The following is a 22,959-nucleotide window of genomic DNA, read 5'->3' as shown; positions in this document are numbered from 1 at the left end:
GCAGAACACTTAGCCCGCCCGGGCGGCGGCGAGGTGGGCGTCCACGGCGACGACACCGTCGACCCCCTGGCAGAGGCCCACGACCACCGGGACGAGACGCGGTTCCGGGACGTGTCCCCGAAGGGTGACGACCCCGTCCCGGACCTCGACCGCGAGGGTGCCCTCGTCCAGGCCGAGGATGCGCCCCAAGACGTCCTGTTCGACCTCGCCGCGGATCTCGACGTCGGAGCGGACGAAGGCGTCGAGCAGGTCGCTGCGGGTGACGATGCCGGTGAGAAGTCCGTCGTCGCCAACCACCGGCAGCTGCTTGACGTGCCGCCTGCGGAGTTCCCGCGCGGCCCGGGGGATCGTCCAGTCGGCGCGGGCGGTGAAGACGGGGCTGCTCATGAGCGCGCCCGCGGTTCGGGCCCGGGCCTTGCCCCAGGAGCGCTCGTCGTTCCCGTCCTGACCCTGCGGGTCGGGCATGCCGGTCTCGTGCCGCAGCACGTCGGACGCGGACACGACGCCGACGGGAGCGCCGTCATCGTCGACGACCGGGGCCGCGACGATGTCGTTCGCGTCCAGCAGGGCGGCGACCTCCTGGAACGGTGTGCTGGGGCGGAAGGTGACGACGTCCTTGGTCATCACGTCACCGACCGTGCGGCGGTACAGCATGGCATCGGCCTCCTCCGCTTTGCGACGGGGCGGCCGCGGTCGGACCGCCCGGGCGGACCACGCGCGGCGCGCCGGCCTCTGCGCCCTTGCCGGCACTTCCACGCCGTCCTCCCTACCCATGACAGCACCGCGCCGCTCCGGCGACCAGTGAACGTTCGGGCTGGCGGGGAGGTCGGCGGTCCCACGCCAGGAGTGCGACCGAATGCGCGGTAGATGCCAGCGACGCTGGGCGCCTGGCCCTTGCGCTTGTCGATGGGGATGATCAGGTCGTCCCCCTGACCGCTCACTCAGCGTCATTGAGCTGCGGGCTTCAGCCGCGAATACGCGACCCCCTCAACAGGCGACTCACCAGTCTCACACCCGAAGAGGGCGGGCCCGGTGCCCAGTAGGCGGCGGTCCGGCGGCCACGTCTTCACCTGGTGCTCGGTGACACTGATGGGCGGCTCGACACGGCCCGCTCCGCAGCGGTACGGCCGCGTTCGCGACTGTCTCCAATTGGAGACAGCTCCGCCTCGGCGATGGGACGGGGACCGGTGCCCAAGGGGCGGCGGGCGGTGCTCACGCCTCATCTTCCCAGTCCCCAATCCGCTGTTCCGGACCAGGCCGATCGGGCGGCCGGTTTCCGGGCCACGATAAGACGGTCAGCCGGACGGGTCGGCTCGACGGCGCCGCGCTGAGCGGAGCGCCCCCACGGTTCGCGCCGCCGCGCGGCAGCAGCTGCTCCCCCTCGGCCACGGCCGGCGGTGCGGTCTCCTCACGCGCCTGTCATGTGCGACGGCGGGAGTACGGCGCCCGGCCCTGCGGCGACCGGGTGACGGCACGCCGCACCCCGGCCACCCCTCCCCCTCCTGCCGCCGCCGCTTTTCAGCTCCCCGGGACGGGCCGCAGTCGGCGGCGGCGGTGGCCACGCGTGCCATGTGACGGTGGCCGTTCTTTCGCCTGTGCCGTGTCACTGCCGGGCGCTACCCTCCAAGTGCGGGCAGTGACCACGCGGGGGGCGGGAATGGCGACAGCTGGGCGCCGTGGCGGGGCTGGTGCGAGCGCGGCCCGGGTGGGTGAGGCTGCGCGGACTGCGGAACGGGCAGCACAGCATCGGCCGGCCCGGGTGGTGCTGCCGCTCCTGGCGGCGGCCGCCGCGGTGGCCAGCTTGGCGGTGGGCGCGCTGATGAATGGCAACTGGGCCTGGTGGCGGGGCTGGGGGGCGCGTCGGCTATCCCGGCGGGCCCACAGCTGGGAGGTGGGCACCGCCGGGGACGCCTACGAACGACTGCTGGACGATTGCCTGCGGGTGCTGGGCGAAGACCATCCGCACATACGGATCGTCCGGCACAACCTCGCCCACTGGCAGGGCCAGGTGGGAGAAGACAGCCAGGGTGTCGAGACACGAAGACCAATATGACGTTCCCCCGAGCCGGGCCCCTGGGACTGGCGAGCTCGCATGTCGAGGTGTCGCGTATTCACCAGTGATGCTTTGGCTTGGACACAGTGAGTTGTCGTTGGTGCCCTGTCGATCAGTCTGTGCGCTCTTGGCTCGGGACGTAAGGCGGGATCGTCCAGCGCATCGTTGTCTGGCCCTCGGGGCCACGTTGAAGAGTCACGGGATAGACCTGCCCGAAGCGACGTTCGCCACGATGTCTCATCGAGTGGTCGCCGCCGTCCCAGTTGATTCCCACCACCGGGCAGCCAGCGACCTCGATGGCGCCGATCTGAAGCGGGTGGGTCCAACTCGCGCGGTTGAAGCGGTGGAAATCCGTGTGCTCATCAACCGCGACCATGACGCCCCGGCCCTGCTCGTCGCCTTCCCAGGCGTTGAGGGCGTCGGCGAGCTCCTCGACGTCGGCAAGAGACAGGTCGAGCCACCCTCGCACTTGGCTGCCGTGCTGAGTGATCAGCTCTCCCCCGAACTGAAGGTGGGCGGCCTCCGCGTAGCCACCCCAGTAGGTGACGTCGGCAAGACCGTCGGTGGACGGGTGGCCGCCTCCGGTCCAGGAGTCCAGTGCGACCGCGTCACCGAGCACCATGCCGCACCGGTCGACCGGCAAGTCGCCGAGAACGATCCGTTCGTCCCCTGCGGTGCCGACCCATGGCAGGCCGAGATCCATCTCAAGGACCGCGATCGTCGGTCCTCCGTCGAAGGGGGACGCCGTCGCGCTGGCCCGGACCAGCAACGGCCTGTCATCCGCTGCGGGAACCGCGACCATCTCACACACCCAGTCGTGGACATGCCCGCCGCCGATCGACGCTGCGGCAATTGCGCGCTCGGACAGCGGTTGGCCCAGCTGTGGCCAGTAGTCGATCCACGATGCCATCCCCAGCACGAGGACCCCCGACGGCGCCGTCACGACCCCCAGGTCAATGTCAGTCTCAGCCATCCGGCGATTGAACCTTCCTCGGGTGCGACCGATCCTGTGCGCGTGGGTGAACAAGTACGGACGAGGGTCAACCGGCTGGTAGCCGAGCAGAACCGGCGCCGTGAACAAAGCGCCGGACAGTGGCTGCCCGCCGCGGGGCGGAGTCCGCGGTGAGTCACCGCCGGCCTGGCCGGGGCGAGAGGCACAAGGCTGCCGTGGTCAGCGTCGCCGTGCCGAGTGCCTCGACATGCACCGCGGTGCTGAGTACCGGCTCGGTCACGCCCGCGGTCGGTGAGCTCCTCCGGCTGCTCGCCGGTGCGCAGGCGGAACTCCCAGCGGTAGCGGTCCTCGCCGACGCGCATGTAGGTGGCCGCCCTTTGCGGGTCGCACAGCTGGTGGACGCCGTCCCAGGCGGGCAGCGGCAGGCGGCAGCGGACGTCGACGACCAGCCACTGCTGAGAAGCGGCGAGGTCCTGCATCCGGGAGCCGATGGAGGCACGGACCAGGCTGTTGGCGCCGTCGCATCCCAGGACGGCGTCGGCCAGGATCGTGCGGGAGACACCGGTGTCCTCGTCCCGGAAGGTCACCGGCACCGGAGCGCCACCGTGCGGGGGTGGGGTCACAGCGGTGACCTCGATGCCTCCACGCAGCGTGACCAGCGGGTGATTCTGGAGGTTGTCCCGCATCAGTTGCTCAAGTTCGGGCTGGTCGAACATGTTGGCTTCGGGAAAGCCGTACCGGCCGCACGGGTTGTCGCGGCGGAACTCGGCCAGCACCCGGTGGGAGCCGTCCACCAGCCGCATGCCGCGGGCGGGACGGGAGATTGCGCCGAACGTCTCATGAACGCCCATGGCCTGGCGGATGCGATGCACCTCGTCGTCCAGGTGGACGGCGCGCGGCAGCGCGGTCAGGGTGCGGACCTTGTGGCCGGTGGCGCGGGCCAGCCGGTCGAGGTCGGCGGTGTCGGCGGCCTGGAACGCGGGGCCGATGAACCGGGAAGCGGGGCCGCGGCGGATCACCAAGCAGTGCGGTCCGGCCATGGCGCCCCGTAGATAGAGGGTGTCATCGGTACGCGCAGCGGTGATGAAGCCGAAGTCGTGGGCGAAGGTCTCGGCGCGGTCCAGGTCGGGCTTGGTGAACTCCAGCCAGGCCAGGTCGATCACCTTGATGACGGGCTGGGCGGCGCGGCCGGGGTGCTCCCCGCGCAGGGCGCCCTGCTCACTGTGCAGACCCTGATGGGCGTCGGCAGCAGGGACGGGGGTGGATGTCGGGTCGTTCACGGGGATTCCTTCCTGTGGCCTCCACGACCTGTCGCGATGGTGGGGCGGGTGCCGCGGTGCCGCGGAGGCGAGGCGGAGATGAAGGTATGGCCCGGCCCGCCGACTGCGGCGCTGATCGGCAGGCCGGGTGGCACGGCAGGTGAGCGGTTCCTACCGTGCGAGCAGGGAGTCCAGTGCCGTGGTCAGTTCGGCGACCGGGTCGGTGGCCGCGCCGTGGGCGCGCCAGCCGATGAAACGGTCCGGGCGGACGAGGACGGCGCCTTGCGGTGTGTGGCCGCGGGCGGCGGTCCAGGTGGAGCGCAGGTCGCGGTAGTCGCCTTCGACGTGGCCGATCCGGATCGCGTCCAGCGGCAGCCCGCTCTCGGCGGCGATCTTCTCGGCGGCTTCGCACCAAGCCTGGCCGTGCTCTCCAGCGATCAGCAGCAAACGGCCGGGGCGCACCAGGCGTGCCAGGGCCACGCGACGGCCGTCGAGGTCCTCCAGCCAGGCGTGGGGCAGCGGGTGTCCGGGGCGGGCGGCGGGCTGGTAGATGCGGACCGGGTCGGGGTTCTCGGGTGCGGGAGTGCCGTCGGGGACGACGGCCGCGGAGTCGTACGTGTAGCCGAACTCGACGCCCAGTTCGTTGAACTCCATGGACTGGGCGGCCACGGCGGCCAGGAAGGTGCGGCGGAAGTCGGCGTCGGCGGGGTCCTCGCTCCACAGGCGGCGGGCCTGCCGCCAGTTCTCCTCCTCGCCGGCCTCGGGCCCGCCGCCGAACAGGGCGTTGATGGCGATGTGGTTCATGGCGTTCTCCAGCGAGCGCTGGACGTTGGTGGCGTCCGCCGGGCGCCGTTCGGTCTCGTAGGTGTCGAGCAGGGCGTCGCCGGCATGGCCGTTCAGGACGGCGGCGAGCTTCCAAGTGAGGTTCTGCACGTCGTGCATGGCGGAGGTCAGGCCGAGGCCGCCGGTGGGCGGGTGGCGGTGGGCGGCGTCGCCGGCGATCAGGACGCGGCCGGTGCGGTAGCGGTCGGCGACCACGCCTTCCAGGGTCCAGCGGGAGATCATGTGAACCGTTACGTCCTCCTCGCTCAGGCTCAGCCCCGTGCGCAGGTCGGCCAGTACCGACTCGTCGTCCAGCGCGCGGCCGTCCTCGGACCCGTAGTTGAGGTGGAAGACCCACTCCTCGGACTCGGGCCCCCAGAGGTCGGGGCCCATGGGCACGAGAACACCGGGGATGCCGAGGCCGGGCAGCCACAGCCAGCGGATCAGCACCTCCGGGTCGCGCGCCCAGCGGGACAGGTCGGCGGAGATGTGGAAGGAGACCACGCGGGCGAGGTCGCGCACGCCCTCCTGGACGATGCCCAGGGCGGGTCCGACGGTGCGGCCGCCGTCGCAGCCCAGCAGGTAGCGGGCCCGAACCCGGTAGGTCTCGCCGGTTTCGCGGTCGGCGACGGTGGCGGTGACGCCCTCGTCGTCCTGGGCGAGTTCGGTCAGCTCGTGGTGGAAGCGGACCCTGCCGGGCGCGAGTTCCTCGGCGCGGGCGCGCAGGACCGGCTCCAGGCGGATCTGGGGCAGGTTGGCCTGCCGCTCCGGGCTGGCCGCGAGCCACTCCGGAGAGTTCCCGCCGGCTCCCCAGGCCTCCATCCTGGCGACCCTGCGGCCGTAGTCTCCGTGGTCGCCCGCCAGGCCGACGTACCAGGCGGTGTGGGACATCTGCTCGGCCGGAGTGGAGGCGGCGTAGATGGTGTCGGCCACGCCGGCGTCGCGCATGACCTCCATGGCGCGCTGGTTGAGGACATGGGCCTTGGGCAGGACGGAGGTGCTCGGCCAGGCGGTGACCAGCAGGGACTCGATGCCCATGCGGCTGAGCAGCATGGAGGCGGTGAGCCCCGCACCGCCTCCGCCGACGATGAGGACGGGGACGTCGATGTCGATGTCGATGTCGTTCATGGGTACTCCACGGGGTGTCACGGCTCGGGGCCATGGGGTGGGGAAGGCTCAGGAGAGGCGGCGTAACAGCGCCAGGGGCGTTTCGCCGGTCGATTGATCGAGGCGGGGGTACCGGTCCCGTTCGCGGAGTTGAGCGAGCGGCGGCGAGTGCGGATGCGAAAGGCTGGTCGGGTCCGAAAGGCACCCGGTTGCTACGGGTGTACGCCGGCAGCCCGGACAGCACGGAGGGATTGCCGGAAACAGTGGTGTCGATTCAGAGGCCGCGCAGGGCCTCCGCGGCCAGGCGGTGAAGACGCGGTGGGCGCCGTACGAGCCGTACGAAAGGAAGGCGGCTGCGGCGGCGGCCCTGAGTGTGGATGCTGTGCTATGCCAGCCATCGTGTGGAGGCGCAGGGCGGCAGATGCTGGCGGACGTCGATGCGGCTCATCGTGATGCTCCTCAGGTCCGAGGCGGCGGCGATGCTAGCCGCCGGCCAGCACGACGAGATGGGCTCCAGCCAAGGCACCCACGATGACGGCCGGCAGGCAGCGGGCCGCCGGATCGCCGTTGCGCAGGTGGACGACGACGGCTCCGGCCATCAGCAGGATCAGGCCGACCGAGGCGGCGACACCGAGCGCGGTGATCCGCAGGCCGATCAGCAGCCCGGCCGCTGCCGCCACTTCCAGAGCGCCCAGCAGGCGGTAGTGGGTGGTGGTCATGCCGACGTGGGCCGCGGCCTGGCGCATCGCAGGTACTGCCGCGAGCTTGGCCGACCCGAGCAGGAGGAGGATCCCGGCGAGAAGGACGGCGAGGACGATGGCGGCGGTGCTCATGGGGTTTCTCTCTCAGGTGGCTTGCTGGGGGCGTACTGCCAGTGCAGGACGTAGCGGTCAAGGGCTGCGGTGACCCTGCGTCGTACCGCCTCGTCGGCAAGGGCGGGCACCGTGACGCGGACACCGCCGTCGTGCGGCCGGCACAGGATGCGTTCCGGGTCGCAGTCCGCGCCCTGGGCGGCCAGTTCGGCGTGTACCGCGCGGCGGGTGGCGTCCAGGCGCAGGCCGAGCTTGTAGGGCTTGCCGACGGCGGTGAGCGGGATGGCGTCGATCACGAGCACCTCCTGCGGGGCGGCGGCGCGCTCCGGGACTCGTTCGGTGGCCCAGGTGAGCAGTTCGGCGGGGTCGGCTTCGGCACCGGAGGCGAGGGTGACGTAGGCGACGGGCACCTCACCGGCGTGCGGGTCGGGACGGCCGACCGCCGCGGCGGCGCTGACCTCGGGGTGGGCGAGGAGGGCGTCCTCGATCGCGGCGGGGTCGATGTTGTGGCCTCCACGAATGATCAGGTCCTTGGCACGGCCGGCGAGATGGACGAAGCCGTCGGCGTCGATGCGGGCCAGGTCGCCCGTGTCCAGCCAACCGTCGCGGATCTTCCCCGCGGTCTCCAGGCGAGGCCCGTCGGCGGTGTCCTCGGCGACGTAGCCGGCGAAGACCACCGGCCCACTGACGGCGAGCACCCCCGTGGCGCCGGGCGGCAGGTCGTGCCACTCGCCGGTGTCCGGGTCGATCCGCACGGTCTTGACCTGCTGGTAGGGCAGGCGCCGCCCGACACTGCCGGGGCGGGTGTGACCGGGCAGGCCGAGGGCGGAGGCGCAGGTCGCCTCGGTCAGCCCGTAGCCCTCGCACAGCGGGATGCCGGTGTGCTCCTCGAAGGACTCCCGTACGGCGGGCGGCAGCGGCGAGGCGCCGACGGCGGCGAACCGCATGCTGGAGATGTCCGCGTCGACGGGGACGTGGGCGAGGACGGAGTACACGGTGGGCACGCCGGACATGGCGGCGATGCGGTAGTGCTCCACCAGCTTCCAGAACACCGGATACAGCTCGGGATCGCGGTAGCCCAGCGGCCCGGCCCACACCACTCCCCGGCCCCGCAGCAGCGGGCCGAGCAGGGTGACGATCAGGGCGTTGACGTGAAACAACGGCAGCGCCGCGAACATCACCGAGTCCTCGTCGAGAGGAATGCTCGCGGCCACCATCCAGGCGTCGACGACCTCGTTGGTGTGCGTGTGCGCGGCGAGCTTGGGAGTGCCGGTGGTGCCGCCGGTGTGGAAGTAGGCGGCCAGGTCGTCGGCGGCCGGGGGCTCGATGTCCACCAGCCGGTCGGCGGGATGGGACGCGGCAAGCTCCGTGAGGTAGCCCACGCGTACGCCCTCGATGGGGTCCAGAGCGGGGGCGGGACCGTCGGCCAGGGTGGGGGCCAGCGCCAGCAGTGCGTCCAGCCGCAAGGCCGCGGCGACCTGCCGGGCCGTGGCCCACACCTGTGCATCCAACTGTGGACCGGCGGCGATGAGCACCCGCGCGCCGCCGCGCCGCAGCAACTGCTCGACGTGCTCGGACGCCAGGCCCGGGTTCACCGGGGCGACGACGCCCGCTGCCTGCGCGGCCATCAGGGCGGCGGGCAGCTCCGCGGTGTTCGGCGCGAGCAGGCCCACAGCGGCGCGACGGGTGACGCCGAGCGTGCGCAGCAGGTTGGCGGTGCGGTGCACCTGGTCGCGCAGCTGCGCGAAGGTGGCTGTGGCAGGGCGCAGGAAGCGCGCGGCGTCGGGCAGCACCGTCAGGGCCGGGCGGTCGGGCCACAGGCGGGCGGCGCGCAGCACGGTGTCGTACGTGGTGGCGGGCAGGCCACGCTCATGCAGCGGGACGGCCTCGATGGCGGACAGGTCGGCGGAGGTGTCGGGGGCGGGCCACAACAGGTCGGTGTGTGTGCGTGTCACCGGTGCGCCTTTGCAGGGTGAGGGATGGGGTCAAGTGGCCGACCCGGTACGGGGAACCGGGCCGGCCAGTCCCGGGCGGGGGTCCCGGGAGTCGTCAGCGGGCGCGCACCACCGTGCGCTGCTCGCCGAGATCGAGTGCTCCGTCATCGGTCGCGATGCGGGCCGTGACGACGTCGCCGTCCTTGAGGTAGTCGGGGTTCGCCTGCTGGCGGGCGAAGAACTTCTGCCAGCGCTTGTGCGGGGGCAGCAGGGCGGCAAGCGTGGTCAGGAGCCTGCCAGGGGATTTCAGGGCGGTGCCCCCGGGCGTTCCGGTGAGCAGGACGTCACCGGGCTGCAGCGTCTGGAAGCGGGCCAGCAGGCTGAGGGCGCGCGCGGGCCGGACGATCATGTCCGTAGTGGTGCGGTCCTGCCGGGTGGCCCCGTTGACCTTCAGCATGAGCCGCAGGTCCGGCAGGCGGGCCAGATCGTCGGCATCGACCAGGAGCAGCCGGGGCCCAAGCGGAGTGAAGGTCGGGTACGACTTGGACTCGTAGAACTGCGTCTTGGGCAGTTGCAGGTCGCGGGCGCTGACGTCGTTGGCGACGACCAGCGCGGCGACGTACTTGGACAGAGCGGCGTCGGTGACCTCGGTGCCTACCAGCAGGTCCGCGCCCATCACCAGCCCGAGCTCCACCTCGTAGTCCAGGAAGCGCACGTGCTGCGGGCGCACGATGTCCTGGTACGGGCCGCTGACGGATCCGGACGCCTTGCGGAAGAACGCGGGCGGGACGGTGTCCGGGTCGAATCCTGAGTCCACCGCGTGGGAGCGGTAGTTGACCATCTGGGCCACGACCCGGCAGGGGGTAGTGACGGGCGGCAGCAGCTCGGCCTCTACAGCGGAAAGCCCGGCGTCGGGGTCAGCCGCGGCGCGGGCAGCCGCCTGCTGCACGGCGGAACGGTCGGCGAGCAGGCTGGCGGTGGTGTCCGCGTCGGTGTCGACGCGGTGCAGCCGTTCTGTGCCACTCTCCACCCACCAGCCGTCTGTGGTGCGGACGACCTGGATACTCATCGGCTCTCCTGAGTGCTGGACAGGCGCCGACCGGACCGCTCCCGCGAGCAGCTCCAGTCAGCAGTGATGAGAGAATCAGTCCAGATGTCAGCCCCGTCAATAGGCGTCAGTGGTGATGAAATAATCAAAACTGATTCATTGGATAAGGTGGAGGGATGAGTATCGACCGACAGGGCAAGGCCAACAGCCGGACGCCCAGCCGCGCGCCCAACCGCCTGGACCGGCGCAAGGCGCTCACCCGTGCGGCGCTGACCGCCGCCGGGCAGCGGTTCCTCGCCGAGCAGGGGCGGACCGACGTGAGCATCCAGGAGATCACCGAGGCGGCAGACGTCGGCTTCGGCTCCTTCTACAACCACTTCACCAGCAAGGACGAGCTGTTCGACGCCGCTGTCGCCCTCACCCTGGAGGAACACGGCGCACTCCTGGAATCCGTCGTGGGAGACCTGAAGGACCCCGCGGAGATCTTCGCCGCCAGCGTCCGCCTCACCGGCCGACTGCAGCGCACCCACACGCAGATCGCCAGGATCCTCGTCCGCACCGGCATGCCCTACCTGACCTCCGACAGCGGCCTGGCCCCGCAGGCGATGCGGGACCTGCAGGCCGCCGCCGACAACGGACGGCTGGACATCGACGACCCGCACACCGCTGTGGCCATGGTCGGCGGCGCCCTGCTCGGAGTGCTCCACCTGCTGGAGACTCGCCCGGACCTCGATGCCGAGCATGTTTCCGATCAACTGGCCACACGTCTGCTGCGCATGTTCGGCATGACACGCGCCGAAGCACAGGAGGTCGCCAGCCGGCCCCTGCCATCGCTGCCCGCGACCTGACGTGGGCGTCGAGGCCAGGACCGGCAGTGGGCCTGCCATGAGCTGCAAGGGAGATCCGCAGGCAAACGCGCCCTCTGGCAGCCAGGCACTGAAGATCCGCACCTACGAACGCGGCGTCGAGGCCGAAACCCTGTCCTGCGGCAGCGGGGCGGTCGCAGCCGTGTGCGCATCGGATCGCACCCCTGACGCGGTCGGCGGTCCGCGGCCGGGGCCACGTTCACCGGCCATCATCTGCGCCTTTCCTTCCATGGCGCGCGATCACGAGCGAAGAACGGTAGAAGTGGTGTAACGGGCCGACAGAAGTGGTTCGGGGGGCCACACGGAGAGGTGTCCCTCGGGGCAGAACGGGCGATGATCGACATGCGCGATGCCACCCCGCTCGACAACGACTCCGGCACTGTCCCGCATCCGGCTGACTCCGCCACGGCTGTCATCGACGCCCAGGGGGTCGTGACGGGCTGGAGTGCGGGGGCCGAGCGCCTGCTCGGCTACCCGCGTCAGGCGGCCATCGGGCGCTCCGTGATCCGTCTGCTCGGTGTGGACGCCGACATGGTGAGGGGACTTCGCGTGGCTCTCAGTGGGCGGAGTACGACGACCCTGCTCCGGCACCGGGACGGTCAGCATGTGGAGGTGCAGCTGCGGGCGTATCCCTGGCTCGACGGCGAGGGCCACGCTCAGCAGCTCGTCGTGGCGACGACGCCGGAGCGGCCGCAACCCGACTCGGCGACGGCGGAGGAGGCGTTCGCGCAGTGCCATCTGCCCGTGATGGTGTACGACTCCGAGCTGCGAGCCGTACGGGCGAGCGTCGGCGCCGAACGGGAGCTCGCCCTGAGCGAGGAGCATATGCGCGGTCGGCGCGTCACCGACATCCTGCCGCCCCACATCTGCCATGCGGTCGAGGACGGCATGCGCCGGGTGTTCATGACAGGGGAGGCCGAGCAGTTCCATGTGCGTGGCAGAGCCCGGCCCGAAGCACGCGAACGGGTCTGGTCCATCACCGTTTCCCCGCTCAGGAGTTCGGCAGGGCAGGTGCGGTTCCTGGAGCTGTCCGCCCTCGACGTCACCGAGCAGCACTTGGCCCGGGAGCGGCTTGTGCTCCTGAACGAGGTGAGCGCGCAGGTGGGCAGCACCCTGGATGTGATGCGTACGGCTCAGGAAATGGCCGACATGGCAGTGGGCCGGCTTGCCGACTTCGTCACCATCGACCTGCTGGACTCCCTGTTCCGCGGAGTCGAGCCGACGCCTTCCGCGACGGGTATGGTGGCGCTGCGCCGCGCGGCGCAGCAGTCCGTCCTGCCCGGCGTGCCCGAGGCATTGGCCCGGCCGGGAGACGTGGACGACTACCCCGACTCCACACCCCCCGTCCGCTGCCTGGCCACCGGCAGACCCTCGGTGCACCGCACCGTGGACGAGAACCACGATGACTGGCAGCAGGCCGATCCCCAACGGGCGGAAGTGGTCCAGGCGTTCGGCATCCACTCGGTCATGGTCATCCCGTTGCGCGCCCGCGGCATCACCCTCGGCGTCGCGGTCCTCGCCCGGCACCGGCGCGAGGAGACCTTCACCCAGGACGACGTGCTCCTGGCGGAGGAGATCGGTGCGCGAGCCGCCGTGGCCGTGGACAACGCCCGCCGTTACACCCTCGAACGCGAGACCGCGCTGGCCCTACAGCGCAGCCTCCTCCCCCGCCGACTCACCGCCCAGGAAGCGGTCGAGGTGGCTCATCGCTATCTTCCGGCCCGTACGCGGGCGGGACTGGGCGGCGACTGGTTCGATGTGATCCCCCTGTCGGGCGCCAGGGTCGCGCTGGTCGTGGGCGACGTGGTGGGCCATGGGCTGCGGGCATCGGCCACCATGGGACGCCTGCGGACCGCGGTGCGCACCCTGGCTGATGTCGACGTTCCGGCCGACGAACTCCTCACCCAGCTCGACGACCTGGTCACCCAGGTGGCGGCCGAGGAGGAGACCGCTGCCGGCCACGATCCCGGCCTCGACCTCCCCACCGGTCTCGTCGCCACGTGCCTGTACGTGGTCTACGATCCGGTCTCGCGCCGTTGTGCGGCCGCCACCGCGGGCCACCCTCCGCCCGCCGTCGTCACGTCGGCCGGCAAGGTGGACTTCGCCGACGTTCCTCCCGGCCCTCCGCTGGGCGTGGGTGGTCTGCCCTTCGAGACCGTCGAGTGGGAACTGCCTCCGGGCAGCCTCCTCGCGCTGTACACGGACGGCCTCGTCCAGGGTGAGGAGCATGATCTGGGCAGCGGCCTCGCGCTGCTGCGCCGGTGCCTCGATCAGCCCTCCGTATCGCTGGAGGCCACCTGCGACGACCTGATCCGGACTCTGCTGCCCGCACAGCCCCAGGACGACGTCGCCCTGCTCGTCGCCCGCACCCGGGCCCTCGACTCGAGCCGCATCGCCACTTGGGACCTGCCGTCCGACCCCGCTGCGGTGGCCGGTGCCCGTGCGGAGGTGCTGGCCCGGCTGGCCGCGTGGCACCTGGACGATGTGGCGTTCACCGCCGAACTGGTGGTGAGCGAACTCGTCACGAACGCGATCCGCTACGGGCAACCGCCCATCCAGCTGCGTCTGATCCGCGCGGCCGCGCTCATCTGCGAAGTGTCCGACAGCAGCAGCACCGCCCCGCACCTGCGACGGGCCCGGACCTTCGACGAGGGCGGCCGCGGTCTGCTGCTCGTCGCCCAGTTCGCCCAGCGCTGGGGTACGCGTCATCGTGCCGAGGGGAAGACCATCTGGGCGGAGATCGAACTTCCCGACCGACGGGCATGACGCCTTAGTGCCGCATCAGGCAACGTTCGCCCTGTCATGAGGCATTGCTCGGTTTGCTGCGCCGGGCGGCACCGGGCGGCCAGAATGATCGCGTGGCTGAACGCGTACGGCTGCGGGAGATTGATGACGACGAGGGCAGGCGGTTGCTGCGGATCATCCGCAGGGGCACCGGTTCGGTCGTGACCTGGCGACGGGCCCAGATGGTGCTGTTATCCGCGCAAGGCATGCCCGTGGCGAAGATCGCCGAGGTGACATTCACCAGCCCGGACCGCGTCCGGGACGTGATCCACAACTTCAACGCCGACGGCTTCGATTCGCTCTACCCGAAGTACAAGGGCGGCCGGCCGAGAACCTTCAGCCTCCCGGAACGCCGCGAGATCAAGAAGATCGCCAAGTCCAGGCCTGCCGAGCACGGCTTGCCGTTTTCGACCTGGAGCCTGGCCAAGCTGGCCGACTTCCTGGTCGCCGAGGGGGTGGTCGACGACATCAGCCACGAGGGCCTTCGTATCCTGCTCCGAGAGGAGGGCGTCTCCTTTCAACGCATAAAGACCTGGAAGACCTCACGCGACCCGGACTACGCGGCCAAGAAGGGCCCGCGTCGAGCACCTGTACGCGATCGCCGACGGCGAGGTCATACCCGAGGAAGGCGAGCCCGACGTCGTCTTCTGCCTGGACGAGTTCGGGCCGCTCAACCGGAAGCCCCACCCCGGCCGGCAGTGGGCCGAACGCGGCGGACGGCACAAGGATCCCGACCGCGAGCCGAGGCCCCGCCGACGGGCGACCTGCACCCGCCCGCACGGAGTCCGCCACCTGTTCGCCGCCTACGACCTGGGCAGGGACAGGCTCTACGGCCACATCAAGCCGAAGAAGAACCGGACGAGGTTCCTGGAGTTCTGCCGCTACCTTCGCAGTCTCTACACGCCCCAGATCCGGATCGCCATCGTGCTCGACAACTTCTCTCCGCACCTGACCACGAAGAAAGACACCCGGGTAGGCGACTGGGCCGCGGTCAGCAATGTCGAGTTCGCCTACACGCCGACCAACAGCTCCTGGCTGAACCGGATCGAAGCCCAGTTCACCGCGCTGCGCTACTTCGCTCTGGACGGCACCGATCATGCCAGCCACAAGGAGCGGGACAGCATGATCCCGCGCTACATCATCTGGCGGAACAAGCACGCCGCCGACGAACACCTACGCAAGGTCGTGGCCACAGCCAACGTTGCCTGAACGGACCGCCATGAGGAGACCACTTGCCCAGGCCAGCCGGACGCACCGGAAGTCTTGACGTTCCTCCAGTTCGGCGAGCAGGAGCTTTACCGAAGCTTCGTGACCGTCGGGCCAGCTGGGCTGCGGCAATAGATCATCAATGAGGTAGGTCCCGCCAGGAGCGACGAGTTCCAAGGCCCGCTCGAGATGGGTGAACTTACCAGGCCACGTGTCAGCGAATACCAAGTCGAACGGCTCTCCGTCGTATCCCTCGAGCCAATCGCCACCGTCTCCGGTCACGAAGGTCACCCTGGGGTCAGAACCAAGTTGCTCACGGGCGATCGTCTGGACGGTCGCGTCAAGTTCGACCGTGACGAGACTGGATGTCGCATCCATCCCGCTAACAAGCCAGGCGGTACCTTCACCTACTCCTGTGCCAAGTTCAAGAATTCTTCCACCAGGCCGAGAAGCCGCGAGCACGGCCAGCAAGCTGCCGGTTCGCTCCTCGCACGACATTGTGAAGCCCGCGTCGTGCGTCGCAGCGCGCAGCGTGGCCAGGGTGGGTGGAATCCGGCGCACCTTGTCGTCCATCCGTGGATCATGCACATGGCGCGCTGGGCTCCGCAACATCATCGACCCTCGGAACACGCGTCTCCCAGGTGCGGCAACGGGAGGTAGTCGAGAGGGCGAACGTTGCTTGATGCGGCACTAGGTCATCGGAGGGTGGCTCGCGTGATGCTGAGCTTCCCGTGCGTGGCGCTGCATCAACCGCTTGAAGCAGGCGCGGCCTCGTGCCTCGTCGCGAGAGGACCGCATCCATCTACCTGGCCGGGGCGTGGTCGCGCTGGGTGTGCATGGCGTCGGCGGTGACCACGACGCCGCGTAGATCGAGCGGCTCCAGAAGCGGGGCGAACGCGGGGATCTCGTTGCTCTTGGCCTCGGCCTGTCGCTGGGCGATGACCGTCTGACTGTCGTGCAGGGCGGCGGCGAGCAGGTGTACGGCCGCGCCGTTGGTGCGGCTCCCGCGCACGGTCTTGCCGTCCACGGCCAGCCCGGTCGGTGCGGGCGCGGGTTCCTCGACGGGGTTGGTGGCAAGTCGGGCGAGCCAGGCGCCCACGGCGTCGTCCAGGGCGTCGCCGTCCAGGCGGGCCAGCAGTCGGCCCAGGGTCGTGGCGGCCGGCGTGCAGGCTGCGAGCCCGAGACGTCGGCGCAGGCCCGGGCCGCTGTTGGTGGCGAAGCGCGCGATGCAGGCCAGCGAGGTTGCGCCGCTGAGCACGGCGACCAGGCACAGCGTGAGCAGGACGCCGATGCGGTAGCGGCGGCCCCGGACGCGGCGCGGGTCCGGAACCCGGTCCAGGACCTCGGCCAGAGTGCACAGTTCGGACAGCTCTGCAGGCGGGCACGGAAGTACGACGTCCTCGCGGTGGCGCACGAGGACGTCGATCAGGGAGGATGGCATGCGAACGCGACCCCTGTTCATGATCTTTGGCTTCGACAACCTTGATCATCAGGAGTCGCGTTCGTCGTTTCCAGTCCGGCGGATCACCCGCGAATGACCACACCGGGGCGCACCACTCATCTCGTCACCCGAGAATGCATCGGCCTGGACCGCTACGCGCCCGGCGCCCGGTACTGGATTCGTTCGGCTTTGCGCAGGGCATCCATGGTTTCATCGACGGTCAGGAGAACTGTCGTCTCGAACGAACTAAGCGCGCCGCCTCCACTAATCGCCAGCGCAACCGTGGCCATGGACACGTTGTCGGGGGCCTCCCACAGGTTGTAGCCGTCGTGCGTGCCGAAGGCGTACCAGAAGCCGTGGAGCTTCCCGCCGACGGACTCGATGTACGCCTGAGCGGCCTTTGCGCGGTCCTCGGGGTGGACGATCAGCCTCGCCCAAGTCTCCGGTGTGTAGCTGAACCTCGATAGATAGAGCGGCATCATGTCTCCCTTGCGTTCCACCAAGGGATGCCCCGGCGGGGCGGGAAACGCGCCGGATGCGGCCCGCGTGTCCCCCGAACGGCTGGGGACAATGTGGACCGGCACGGCCACAGCCAACGGGTGAGTGACTTACCCGGGCGCTCTGGCCCTGCTTCGTACACGGTGGCTGATACGTCCGCGTACGGTTCGGTCCGCGTGACCACTGCCGGTCACACCCTGCCCACGCGCGTGAGCTACTTCATCTCACAACCTGAGAACGCATCAGCCCTGACGGGACGGGCAGATCGTCAGTCGAACACTCCGTCATCTTCGCCGCCGCTGAATTCCGGCGGGGTGATACGGGTTGACGACGCGGGGCTCAGACCCAACTCATCGACCAGCGACCGAAAGTGACTCCGGTACTGGTGGGCGATCGTCACCCATGGACTCTTGACGTTCCCGCGTTCCGTTTCGACCACCAGGCCCGTACGGGACAGCTCCCGTTCCGCTTGCCAGAGTCGAGCGACTGTCACGCAATACTCGATGGCTGTTTCCCGCTGCGGGTCCGTCAAGCCGGCCGACACCACCAGGGCGGGAATAGTCCGCGCCCACACGTCCCGCGCCTTGCCCCGCAAGTCCTCGGAGGAGTCGCCGGGCAACAGCTCGGACCAGTCCGGTTCGATCGGGTCCAGCGGTGTGAAGCGTGCGCCCTCGCTGTTGCGGTCGGGGCGGTAAGCGCCCTCGCGGACCGCTTGGATATGAGGCTTTGGTTTCTGCCCTCGCAACGTAGTACGACACTCCTAGGTCTCATTTAATTGAGGCCGAGCTAGTCTTTTTGCCGCTCATCTCCGGTAATCCAATGCGCGACTATGCTCGCCAGTGCCATCTTCCCAAGTCAAAGTAATTTCGATTACAGTCGCCTTTTTCTTGGCTTCTTTTCGTGAGAGGTCAACACTAATCGCCGAGGTGCGACCGGGAAGGATGTACGAAAATTCACACGCTGTCCCTCCGTACGGGCGACTTGGCACCGTTCCTCCATATTTTGATTTCCATTCGACTTTGACTTTTGACGCCGGGGCCGGACCCATATTTTCCGCCACGACATATTGGAGCATGTTGTGGTAGGTGAAGTAAGCGTCGAGCGTTGCTTGATTTTCGTCATTGCGCCTATCCTTCTCAATATGGGCTACTGTCCACGCGGCGCGAGCACTTCGCATGGAATACCAGCAGGCCACGATTGAGATCAGTAATGCGACCAGCGCGATCTGATCGGATGTTGGCGGCCAGGACATGGACGCTACGTTTGTCATGGATCGGAGAGTTCCCGGTTTACTCAATCACCAACCTGTTGATCTCGATGTGATGGAGTCGCCTTAGGGATTGCAGGGAATCAACGTGTTGCTTCCCGTCCTGAGGCTCGTTGGTGTGGTATGCGCATTCCGGATGAGACTCGTGATCAACTCGCTGTGAAGTTGGCGGTGTTGCTCCCACATCTAGGTTCTGTCCGGCGGATCACTCATTGAGTGGTGTCGTCCTCGTGGACGTTTCCATGGACATGGGACGAGGCGATCTGACGAATACGGAGTGGACTCGTCTGAAGCCGCATCTGCCCGCGACGGGGCAGCGGGGTGGGCGTTGGGCGAGCCACCGTAAGGTGATCAACGGGGTTCTCTTCCGCCTGCGGACGGGTGTTCCGTGGCGGGATCTGCCGCCGCGGTTCGGCAGTTGGAAGACCGTCTACGAGCGGCACAGACGCTGGTCGGCGGACGGCACCTGGGACAGGATCCTCCAGGCCGTGCAGACCGACGCAGACGCGGACGGCCGGATCGACTGGAGCATGGTGAGCGTGGATTCGACCTCCTGCCGTGCTCACCAGCACGCCGCCGGGGCCCGCAGGAAAGCGCCGCGCATCCCGAAAAAAGATCAACGCCCCGGCAGCACCGGCCCGACGAGGGACTCGGACGATCACGGGGCGGGCTGACCTGCAAGATCCACCTGGCGGGTGAAGGCGGACGCCGCCCACTGGCCTTGCTGATCACACCGTGCCAGTGGGGCGACGCCCCGCAACTGATCCCGGTTCTCGAACGCATCCGCGTCGCCCGTCCCAACGGTGGGCATCCACGCACCCGGCCGGACCACCTCGGTGGCGACAAGGCGTACTCCTCCCGCCGCAACCGCCGCTACCTGCGACGACGGCACATCAAGCACACGATCCCCGAGCCGAAGGACCAGCGGGCCAACCGCCAACGCCGCGGCAGCAAAGGGGGCCGGCCCACTGGCTTCGACACCACGCTCTACAAGCGCCGCAACGAAGTCGAGCGGACGATCAACCGGCTCAAGAACTTCCGGGCCGTGGGTGAGGTCGACTCGGGGCGCCCTGCCGGTGTCTCCATCGGTGGGTTTCCCCGAGCCGCCTCCCGAACCCGGCGTGCCCGTCTCCGGGCACCGGGCTCTCCGCAAATCCAGTTTCGGCGTGTTCAGTTCTTCATGCCGTAATGGGCCACGGGGTCGGGATGAGTGTCCCCCGGTATCGGTATCTGGTCGTGCTTACCTTTGCCGGGTTGAACAGTTCCGCTTCCTCCGTGACAGGCCACCAGCCATCGCCGTAATAACGTCGGCGGAGCTGCTTCCAAGTGATCCCGGGATGCTTGCGCCGGATCCACCGTGTCACCCTCATCCACGTGTAGTGGCTGAGGTAGCAGAAAGCGACGTTCGACACTCCGGGACGGAAGTACGCGCACCATCCCCGCAACACCGGGTTCAGCCGGTGGAGCAAGGACTCCAACGACAAGCCGACGTTCTGCCGTCCGGTCAGTTCCTTCACCTTGGCCGTTGCGGAACGCACTGATTTCCGTGCCGGATAGGTGTAGATGTACTGCCGGTCAGTGCCCCGCTTCCGGTGACGCTGGATGCGCCATCCGAGAAAATCAAGGCCCTCGTCGATGTGCGTGATCTTTGTCTTCTCCACCGACAGGCGAAGGCCCATCGGCTTCAACGCCTCCGCGACCTCGTCGCGTAATTCCTCGGCGTGCTCACGGCGCCCGAAGACAAGCACGAGGAAGTCATCCGCATACCGGACCAGCCGGTAGTTGGGCAACCCCCGGCGCCGTCTCCTGCGCCGATCCTCGGAGGCGCTGTCTGCTCCTCCGGGGGCCTGGGCGATGTGCTCGTCCAGGACCGAGAGCGCGATGTTGGCCAGCAGCGGCGACAGGATCCCGCCCTGCGGGGTCCCAGTGCGTGTGTCCGTGAAGGCTCCGTCCCGGGACAGGATCCCGGACTTCAAGAACGCCTTCACCAGGGACAACACCCGCTTGTCCCCGATCCGATTCCTCACCCGTTCCATGAGGGCCGGGTGCGAGATCTCGTCGAAGCACGCCGTGATGTCGCCCTCCACCGCCCATTCATATCCGTGGCTGGCGAGATAGCGAGTCTCGGCGATCGCGTCATGAGCCCGGCGGTTCGGGCGGAACCCATAGGAACACGGGAGGAACTCCGCTTCGAACACCGGCTCCAGCACCAGTTTCAAGGACGCCTGGACCACCCGGTCCGCCACGGTCGGAATCCCAAGACGACGAAGCTTGCCGTTCGCCTTGGGAATCATCCGCTCACGGACGGGAACCGGTCGGAAGCTGCGGTCTCTGATCCGAGTCCGCAGCCTGCCGAGAAACATCTCGACCCCCTGCCCGGCCTCGATGGAGCGTGCGGTCTTCCCGTCCACTCCGGCCGTGCGGGCACCCTTGTTTCCCCGGACACGATCCCACGCCACCAACAGGAAGGCAGGATCGGCCACGAGGTTGAACAGATCGTCGAACCTGCGATGAGAATCATCAGCAGCCCAACGGTGCAGCTTGGTCTGGATCTCCAGTACCCGGCGCTCGGCCTTCATCAAGGCCCACTCCAGCTCGTCGGTATTCACCGGCGACAACCTCCTGGCATTCCAGTGTCCTTACTGCCGACTTGCTGGCCCCCTTCCCCATGTGGCCGGCTCTCCCGGCCTCCGAGTACTACGGAGCCTCCGTCCTGCCCGACGACCATCAGCCGGCGATGGGCCTGCCCTCCACCGGACTGGAGGTCCGGCTTGGGGCGACCGCGGGCAGTTCCCACGTTCACCACGGAATCGATCGACGGGTGAGGTGCCCAGCTCTACCCCGGCAGCATCGCCACGCTTACGCCGCAGGCTTTCGGCGTGGCCTCCCCGCCGATACGTGGAGTCGGCTTCGGAGTCGATCACCGGCCAGCGGTGGTCGTGCACTGCGTCCGGCCCAGATCCGCCAGGTTCGAGCCGGTGTCGTAATTACGGGGCGTCAGACACTGATTCCTCGCGTGCACCTTCCCGTCTCGCTAGCCGGACCCGGGCTGTCTGGCAGTGCCAGCCCGTCCCGACGTTGTCGGGGCTGCTTACCGCCCACCTCGGCATCCCCCGAGGCGAACTGCCCTCTGCTTCAACCAGGTTGCTGCGACAACCCGGCGGTGAAGGTCTCTCACCTCACTCGACTCCATGGCGCCTCGTGGCGCACCCACGAGATACGACAAGCGGGCCTACGTCTTCCCCTTTGCGAACCGCTTTCGGGGCTGGAGCGCAAGCATCGGCCCGAGATGGTCGATGATGCGGTCCGCCGCCGACTTCGAGACCCCGAACAGCGGGGCGAGCTGGCGCATCGTCAAGTTCGTCCGCCAGTAAGCCGCGACCAGCAGTGCCCGGTCCTCCAGTGGAAGGCTCCACGGTCGTCCCCTGCGGACCGCATCCGCGCCTTCGCGCCGCAGTGCGGTCAGCAGCTTGCCGAAGCAGCGCGGACTCCGCCCGGTGAACGGGGCTATCCAAGACGGCTCCGACGCCGTGATCACACCAGTCACATCAAGATCATCCCCTGCGGTGGAGTAGTTCTGGGCGACGTCCCGCGGAATCCGATGGTGCGACGCAGCTTCGGCGTCAAGAATCGGCGGATGCATGAAGTGAAGCTGTCCGACGGGATCATCACTCTGTCTCCGCTGCTCCTGGACGATGTGGAGGCGCATCTCACAGGGGAGGATGAGCTGCTGGTTCGCTGGCTGAACGGCGGCCCTAGCACGCGCGAGGGCGTTGAAGGGTACTTCCAGCACTGCTGGGAACAGTGGGACACTGCCGGGCCACTCCGCGCTTTCGGTATCCGGGTAGGCGCCGACGAGGCGCTCGCAGGCACGATCGACTTGCGGTTCGCAGGGGAGGGCTTGACTCCCGGCCAGGTGAATGTCGCCTACGGCCTCTATCCGTCCTGGAGGGGGCGTGGCCTGGCTACCCGCGCGGTCATCCTGGCGTCCCAGTACGCGGCCAGTGAGGGCGGGGAGGAGGCGGTGATCCAGGTGGAGCCGGAGAATCCCGCATCCGCCGCCGTCGCGCGGCGGGCAGGATTCACCCCCGGCAAGCGGCCGCACAGCAAGGACGGCACACGGTTCGACTGGTACATCCGGGACCTGCGCGTCGCTCCCCAGTGACGACCAGCAGTTACGGGACAACCCTTAGGAGCGCAGCCCCAGGATGCCGCGGCCTCGCCGCCCTGCCACCCGTGGTTCAGCGCCGTGAACAGAATCCCGGGGAGCAACGGACCTGCTTCATCGCGCAGCTCTCGCCTACGTGGACGCTTCCACCGGTGAAACCGGGGAAGGGCAGATTCCAGGGGCCCTCAGCACGTACGGCAGGGTCAGTTCAGGGCTGTTTACGCGGCGACGGTCCTCGGCCCCGCGAGAACAGCTTGCTAAGCGGCGCACGCTCCTCGTCGGTCATTGCCTCAGCGCGGGCGCGCAAGGCGTTCAGCTCGGTGGAAGCGAGCGCGTTTGCGGCCTCGGTCTCCTTCTGGGCCCTGGCCCGCAGCCGAGTCGCGGCCTCGGCCGCCCGCTCCCGCTCGGCGTACGCGTCCGCGCGGACCCGGTCCGCCTCCTCCAGCGCCTCGGTCTTGGTGCGCTCGGCCGCCGAGCGCAGCCCGGCGATCTCCTGCTCGGCCTGCTCGTAGAGGCCGTTGACGGAGTCACGTACCTGCTGCGCGGTCTGCTCGGCCGCGGCGACCATCTCGGTGGCCCGGCAGTCTGCCTCCTCGATGAGGCGGTGCGCCTCGGTCTGGGCCTCCTCGACCCGCTTACGGGCTGAGGCGAGCAGCTCCTTGCTCTGCTCAGGGGCCAGACAGCGCTCCGCTGCTCGTGACGGAGAAGGTGAACGTCTGGCGTCGATAAGCGCGAAGCCCGC

At 68.9% G+C, this 22,959-nt stretch carries 17 protein-coding genes and 4 pseudogenes; 6 read left to right on the top strand and 15 right to left on the bottom strand.

Going from position 1 to position 22,959, the window contains the following annotated elements; all coding sequences use genetic code 11:
* Positions 1 to 9 precede the first annotated feature (9 nt).
* Positions 10 to 654, bottom strand: coding sequence for a CBS domain-containing protein (locus OHS70_RS05465; RefSeq protein WP_328394219.1), 645 nt, complete (start codon positions 652 to 654; stop codon positions 10 to 12).
* Positions 655 to 1,759: 1,105 nt separating this feature from the next.
* On the opposite strand from OHS70_RS05465, the gene OHS70_RS05460 reads away from it, so the two are divergent.
* Positions 1,760 to 2,053, top strand: coding sequence for a hypothetical protein (locus tag OHS70_RS05460; RefSeq protein WP_328394217.1), 294 nt, complete (start codon positions 1,760 to 1,762; stop codon positions 2,051 to 2,053).
* 112 nt (positions 2,054 to 2,165) lie between these two features.
* On the opposite strand, the gene OHS70_RS05455 is transcribed toward OHS70_RS05460, so the two are convergent.
* The 6 genes from OHS70_RS05455 to OHS70_RS05430 form a co-directional block, all read right to left on the bottom strand.
* A complete protein-coding gene (locus tag OHS70_RS05455; protein WP_328394215.1) occupies positions 2,166 to 2,996 on the bottom strand; it encodes a hypothetical protein in 831 nt (276 codons plus the stop codon).
* Positions 2,993 to 4,285, bottom strand: coding sequence for an FAD-dependent monooxygenase (locus OHS70_RS05450; RefSeq protein ID WP_328394213.1), 1,293 nt, complete (start codon positions 4,283 to 4,285; stop codon positions 2,993 to 2,995). The genes OHS70_RS05455 and OHS70_RS05450 overlap by 4 nt, the downstream gene beginning before the upstream one ends.
* Positions 4,286 to 4,435: 150 nt before the next feature.
* Entirely contained in the window at positions 4,436 to 6,214 is a 1,779-nt protein-coding gene (locus tag OHS70_RS05445; RefSeq protein WP_328394211.1) for an FAD-dependent monooxygenase, read from the bottom strand.
* A gap of 461 nt (positions 6,215 to 6,675) precedes the next feature.
* The gene (locus tag OHS70_RS05440; RefSeq protein WP_328394209.1) at positions 6,676 to 7,026 is read right to left on the bottom strand and encodes a DoxX family protein; all 351 of its coding nucleotides are present in this window, start codon (positions 7,024 to 7,026) and stop codon (positions 6,676 to 6,678) included.
* Positions 7,023 to 8,960 (bottom strand): acyl-CoA synthetase, encoded by a 1,938-nt coding sequence (locus tag OHS70_RS05435; RefSeq protein ID WP_328394207.1) that lies wholly within the window; start codon positions 8,958 to 8,960, stop codon positions 7,023 to 7,025. Before OHS70_RS05435 ends, OHS70_RS05440 begins: the two co-directional genes overlap by 4 nt.
* Before the next feature lie 94 nt (positions 8,961 to 9,054).
* Positions 9,055 to 10,008, bottom strand: coding sequence for a fumarylacetoacetate hydrolase family protein (locus tag OHS70_RS05430; protein ID WP_328394205.1), 954 nt, complete (start codon positions 10,006 to 10,008; stop codon positions 9,055 to 9,057).
* 155 nt (positions 10,009 to 10,163) lie between these two features.
* On the opposite strand from OHS70_RS05430, the gene OHS70_RS05425 reads away from it, so the two are divergent.
* From OHS70_RS05425 to OHS70_RS05415, 3 genes and pseudogenes are all read left to right on the top strand, one after another.
* Entirely contained in the window at positions 10,164 to 10,835 is a 672-nt protein-coding gene (locus OHS70_RS05425; RefSeq protein WP_328394203.1) for a TetR/AcrR family transcriptional regulator, read from the top strand.
* Positions 10,836 to 11,195: 360 nt separating this feature from the next.
* A complete protein-coding gene (locus OHS70_RS05420) occupies positions 11,196 to 13,619 on the top strand; it encodes a SpoIIE family protein phosphatase (protein ID WP_443062731.1) in 2,424 nt (807 codons plus the stop codon).
* A 92-nt stretch (positions 13,620 to 13,711) separates the two neighbouring features.
* Positions 13,712 to 14,846, top strand: a pseudogene (locus OHS70_RS05415) (IS630 family transposase).
* On the opposite strand, the gene OHS70_RS05410 reads toward OHS70_RS05415, so the two are convergent.
* The 5 genes from OHS70_RS05410 to OHS70_RS05390 form a co-directional block, all read right to left on the bottom strand.
* On the bottom strand, positions 14,811 to 15,416 hold the full coding sequence (locus OHS70_RS05410; RefSeq protein ID WP_328394199.1) for an O-methyltransferase: 606 nt from the start codon (positions 15,414 to 15,416) through the stop codon (positions 14,811 to 14,813). The pseudogene OHS70_RS05415 and the gene OHS70_RS05410 sit on opposite strands and share 36 nt — an antisense overlap.
* 229 nt (positions 15,417 to 15,645) lie before the next feature.
* Positions 15,646 to 16,284 (bottom strand): ISAs1 family transposase, encoded by a 639-nt coding sequence (locus OHS70_RS05405; RefSeq protein ID WP_328394197.1) that lies wholly within the window; start codon positions 16,282 to 16,284, stop codon positions 15,646 to 15,648.
* Positions 16,285 to 16,436: 152 nt separating this feature from the next.
* Positions 16,437 to 16,763 (bottom strand): GYD domain-containing protein, encoded by a 327-nt coding sequence (locus OHS70_RS05400; protein WP_328405427.1) that lies wholly within the window; start codon positions 16,761 to 16,763, stop codon positions 16,437 to 16,439.
* A 287-nt stretch (positions 16,764 to 17,050) separates the two neighbouring features.
* The gene (locus OHS70_RS05395; protein ID WP_328394195.1) at positions 17,051 to 17,527 is read right to left on the bottom strand and encodes a P27 family phage terminase small subunit; all 477 of its coding nucleotides are present in this window, start codon (positions 17,525 to 17,527) and stop codon (positions 17,051 to 17,053) included.
* Between the two features lie 57 nt (positions 17,528 to 17,584).
* Positions 17,585 to 18,052: a hypothetical protein gene (locus OHS70_RS05390; RefSeq protein ID WP_328394193.1), complete on the bottom strand. Its 468-nt coding sequence runs from the start codon at positions 18,050 to 18,052 to the stop codon at positions 17,585 to 17,587.
* 245 nt (positions 18,053 to 18,297) lie between these two features.
* On the opposite strand from OHS70_RS05390, the pseudogene OHS70_RS05385 reads away from it, so the two are divergent.
* Positions 18,298 to 19,097 (top strand): annotated as a pseudogene (locus OHS70_RS05385) (IS5 family transposase); the annotation flags it as partial.
* A gap of 130 nt (positions 19,098 to 19,227) precedes the next feature.
* On the opposite strand, the gene ltrA reads toward OHS70_RS05385, so the two are convergent.
* Both ltrA and OHS70_RS05375 read right to left on the bottom strand, forming a co-directional pair.
* Entirely contained in the window at positions 19,228 to 20,628 is a 1,401-nt protein-coding gene (gene ltrA, locus OHS70_RS05380) for a group II intron reverse transcriptase/maturase (protein ID WP_328392745.1), read from the bottom strand.
* A gap of 665 nt (positions 20,629 to 21,293) precedes the next feature.
* Positions 21,294 to 21,596 (bottom strand): annotated as a pseudogene (locus tag OHS70_RS05375) (helix-turn-helix domain-containing protein); the annotation flags it as partial.
* Positions 21,597 to 21,686: 90 nt separating this feature from the next.
* Between OHS70_RS05375 and OHS70_RS05370 the strand changes: the two are divergent.
* On the top strand, positions 21,687 to 22,214 hold the full coding sequence (locus OHS70_RS05370; RefSeq protein ID WP_328394191.1) for a GNAT family N-acetyltransferase: 528 nt from the start codon (positions 21,687 to 21,689) through the stop codon (positions 22,212 to 22,214).
* A gap of 271 nt (positions 22,215 to 22,485) precedes the next feature.
* Here OHS70_RS05370 and OHS70_RS05365 read toward each other — a convergent pair.
* Positions 22,486 to 22,905, bottom strand: a pseudogene (locus OHS70_RS05365) (hypothetical protein); the annotation flags it as partial.
* Positions 22,906 to 22,959: the final 54 nt, after the last annotated feature.

This window comes from Streptomyces sp. NBC_00390, from assembly GCF_036057275.1.
In the GTDB taxonomy this organism is placed as follows: domain Bacteria; phylum Actinomycetota; class Actinomycetes; order Streptomycetales; family Streptomycetaceae; genus Streptomyces.
Note: the sequence above shows the minus strand (reverse complement) of the source record. Positions and strands in the feature narration are given on the sequence as shown.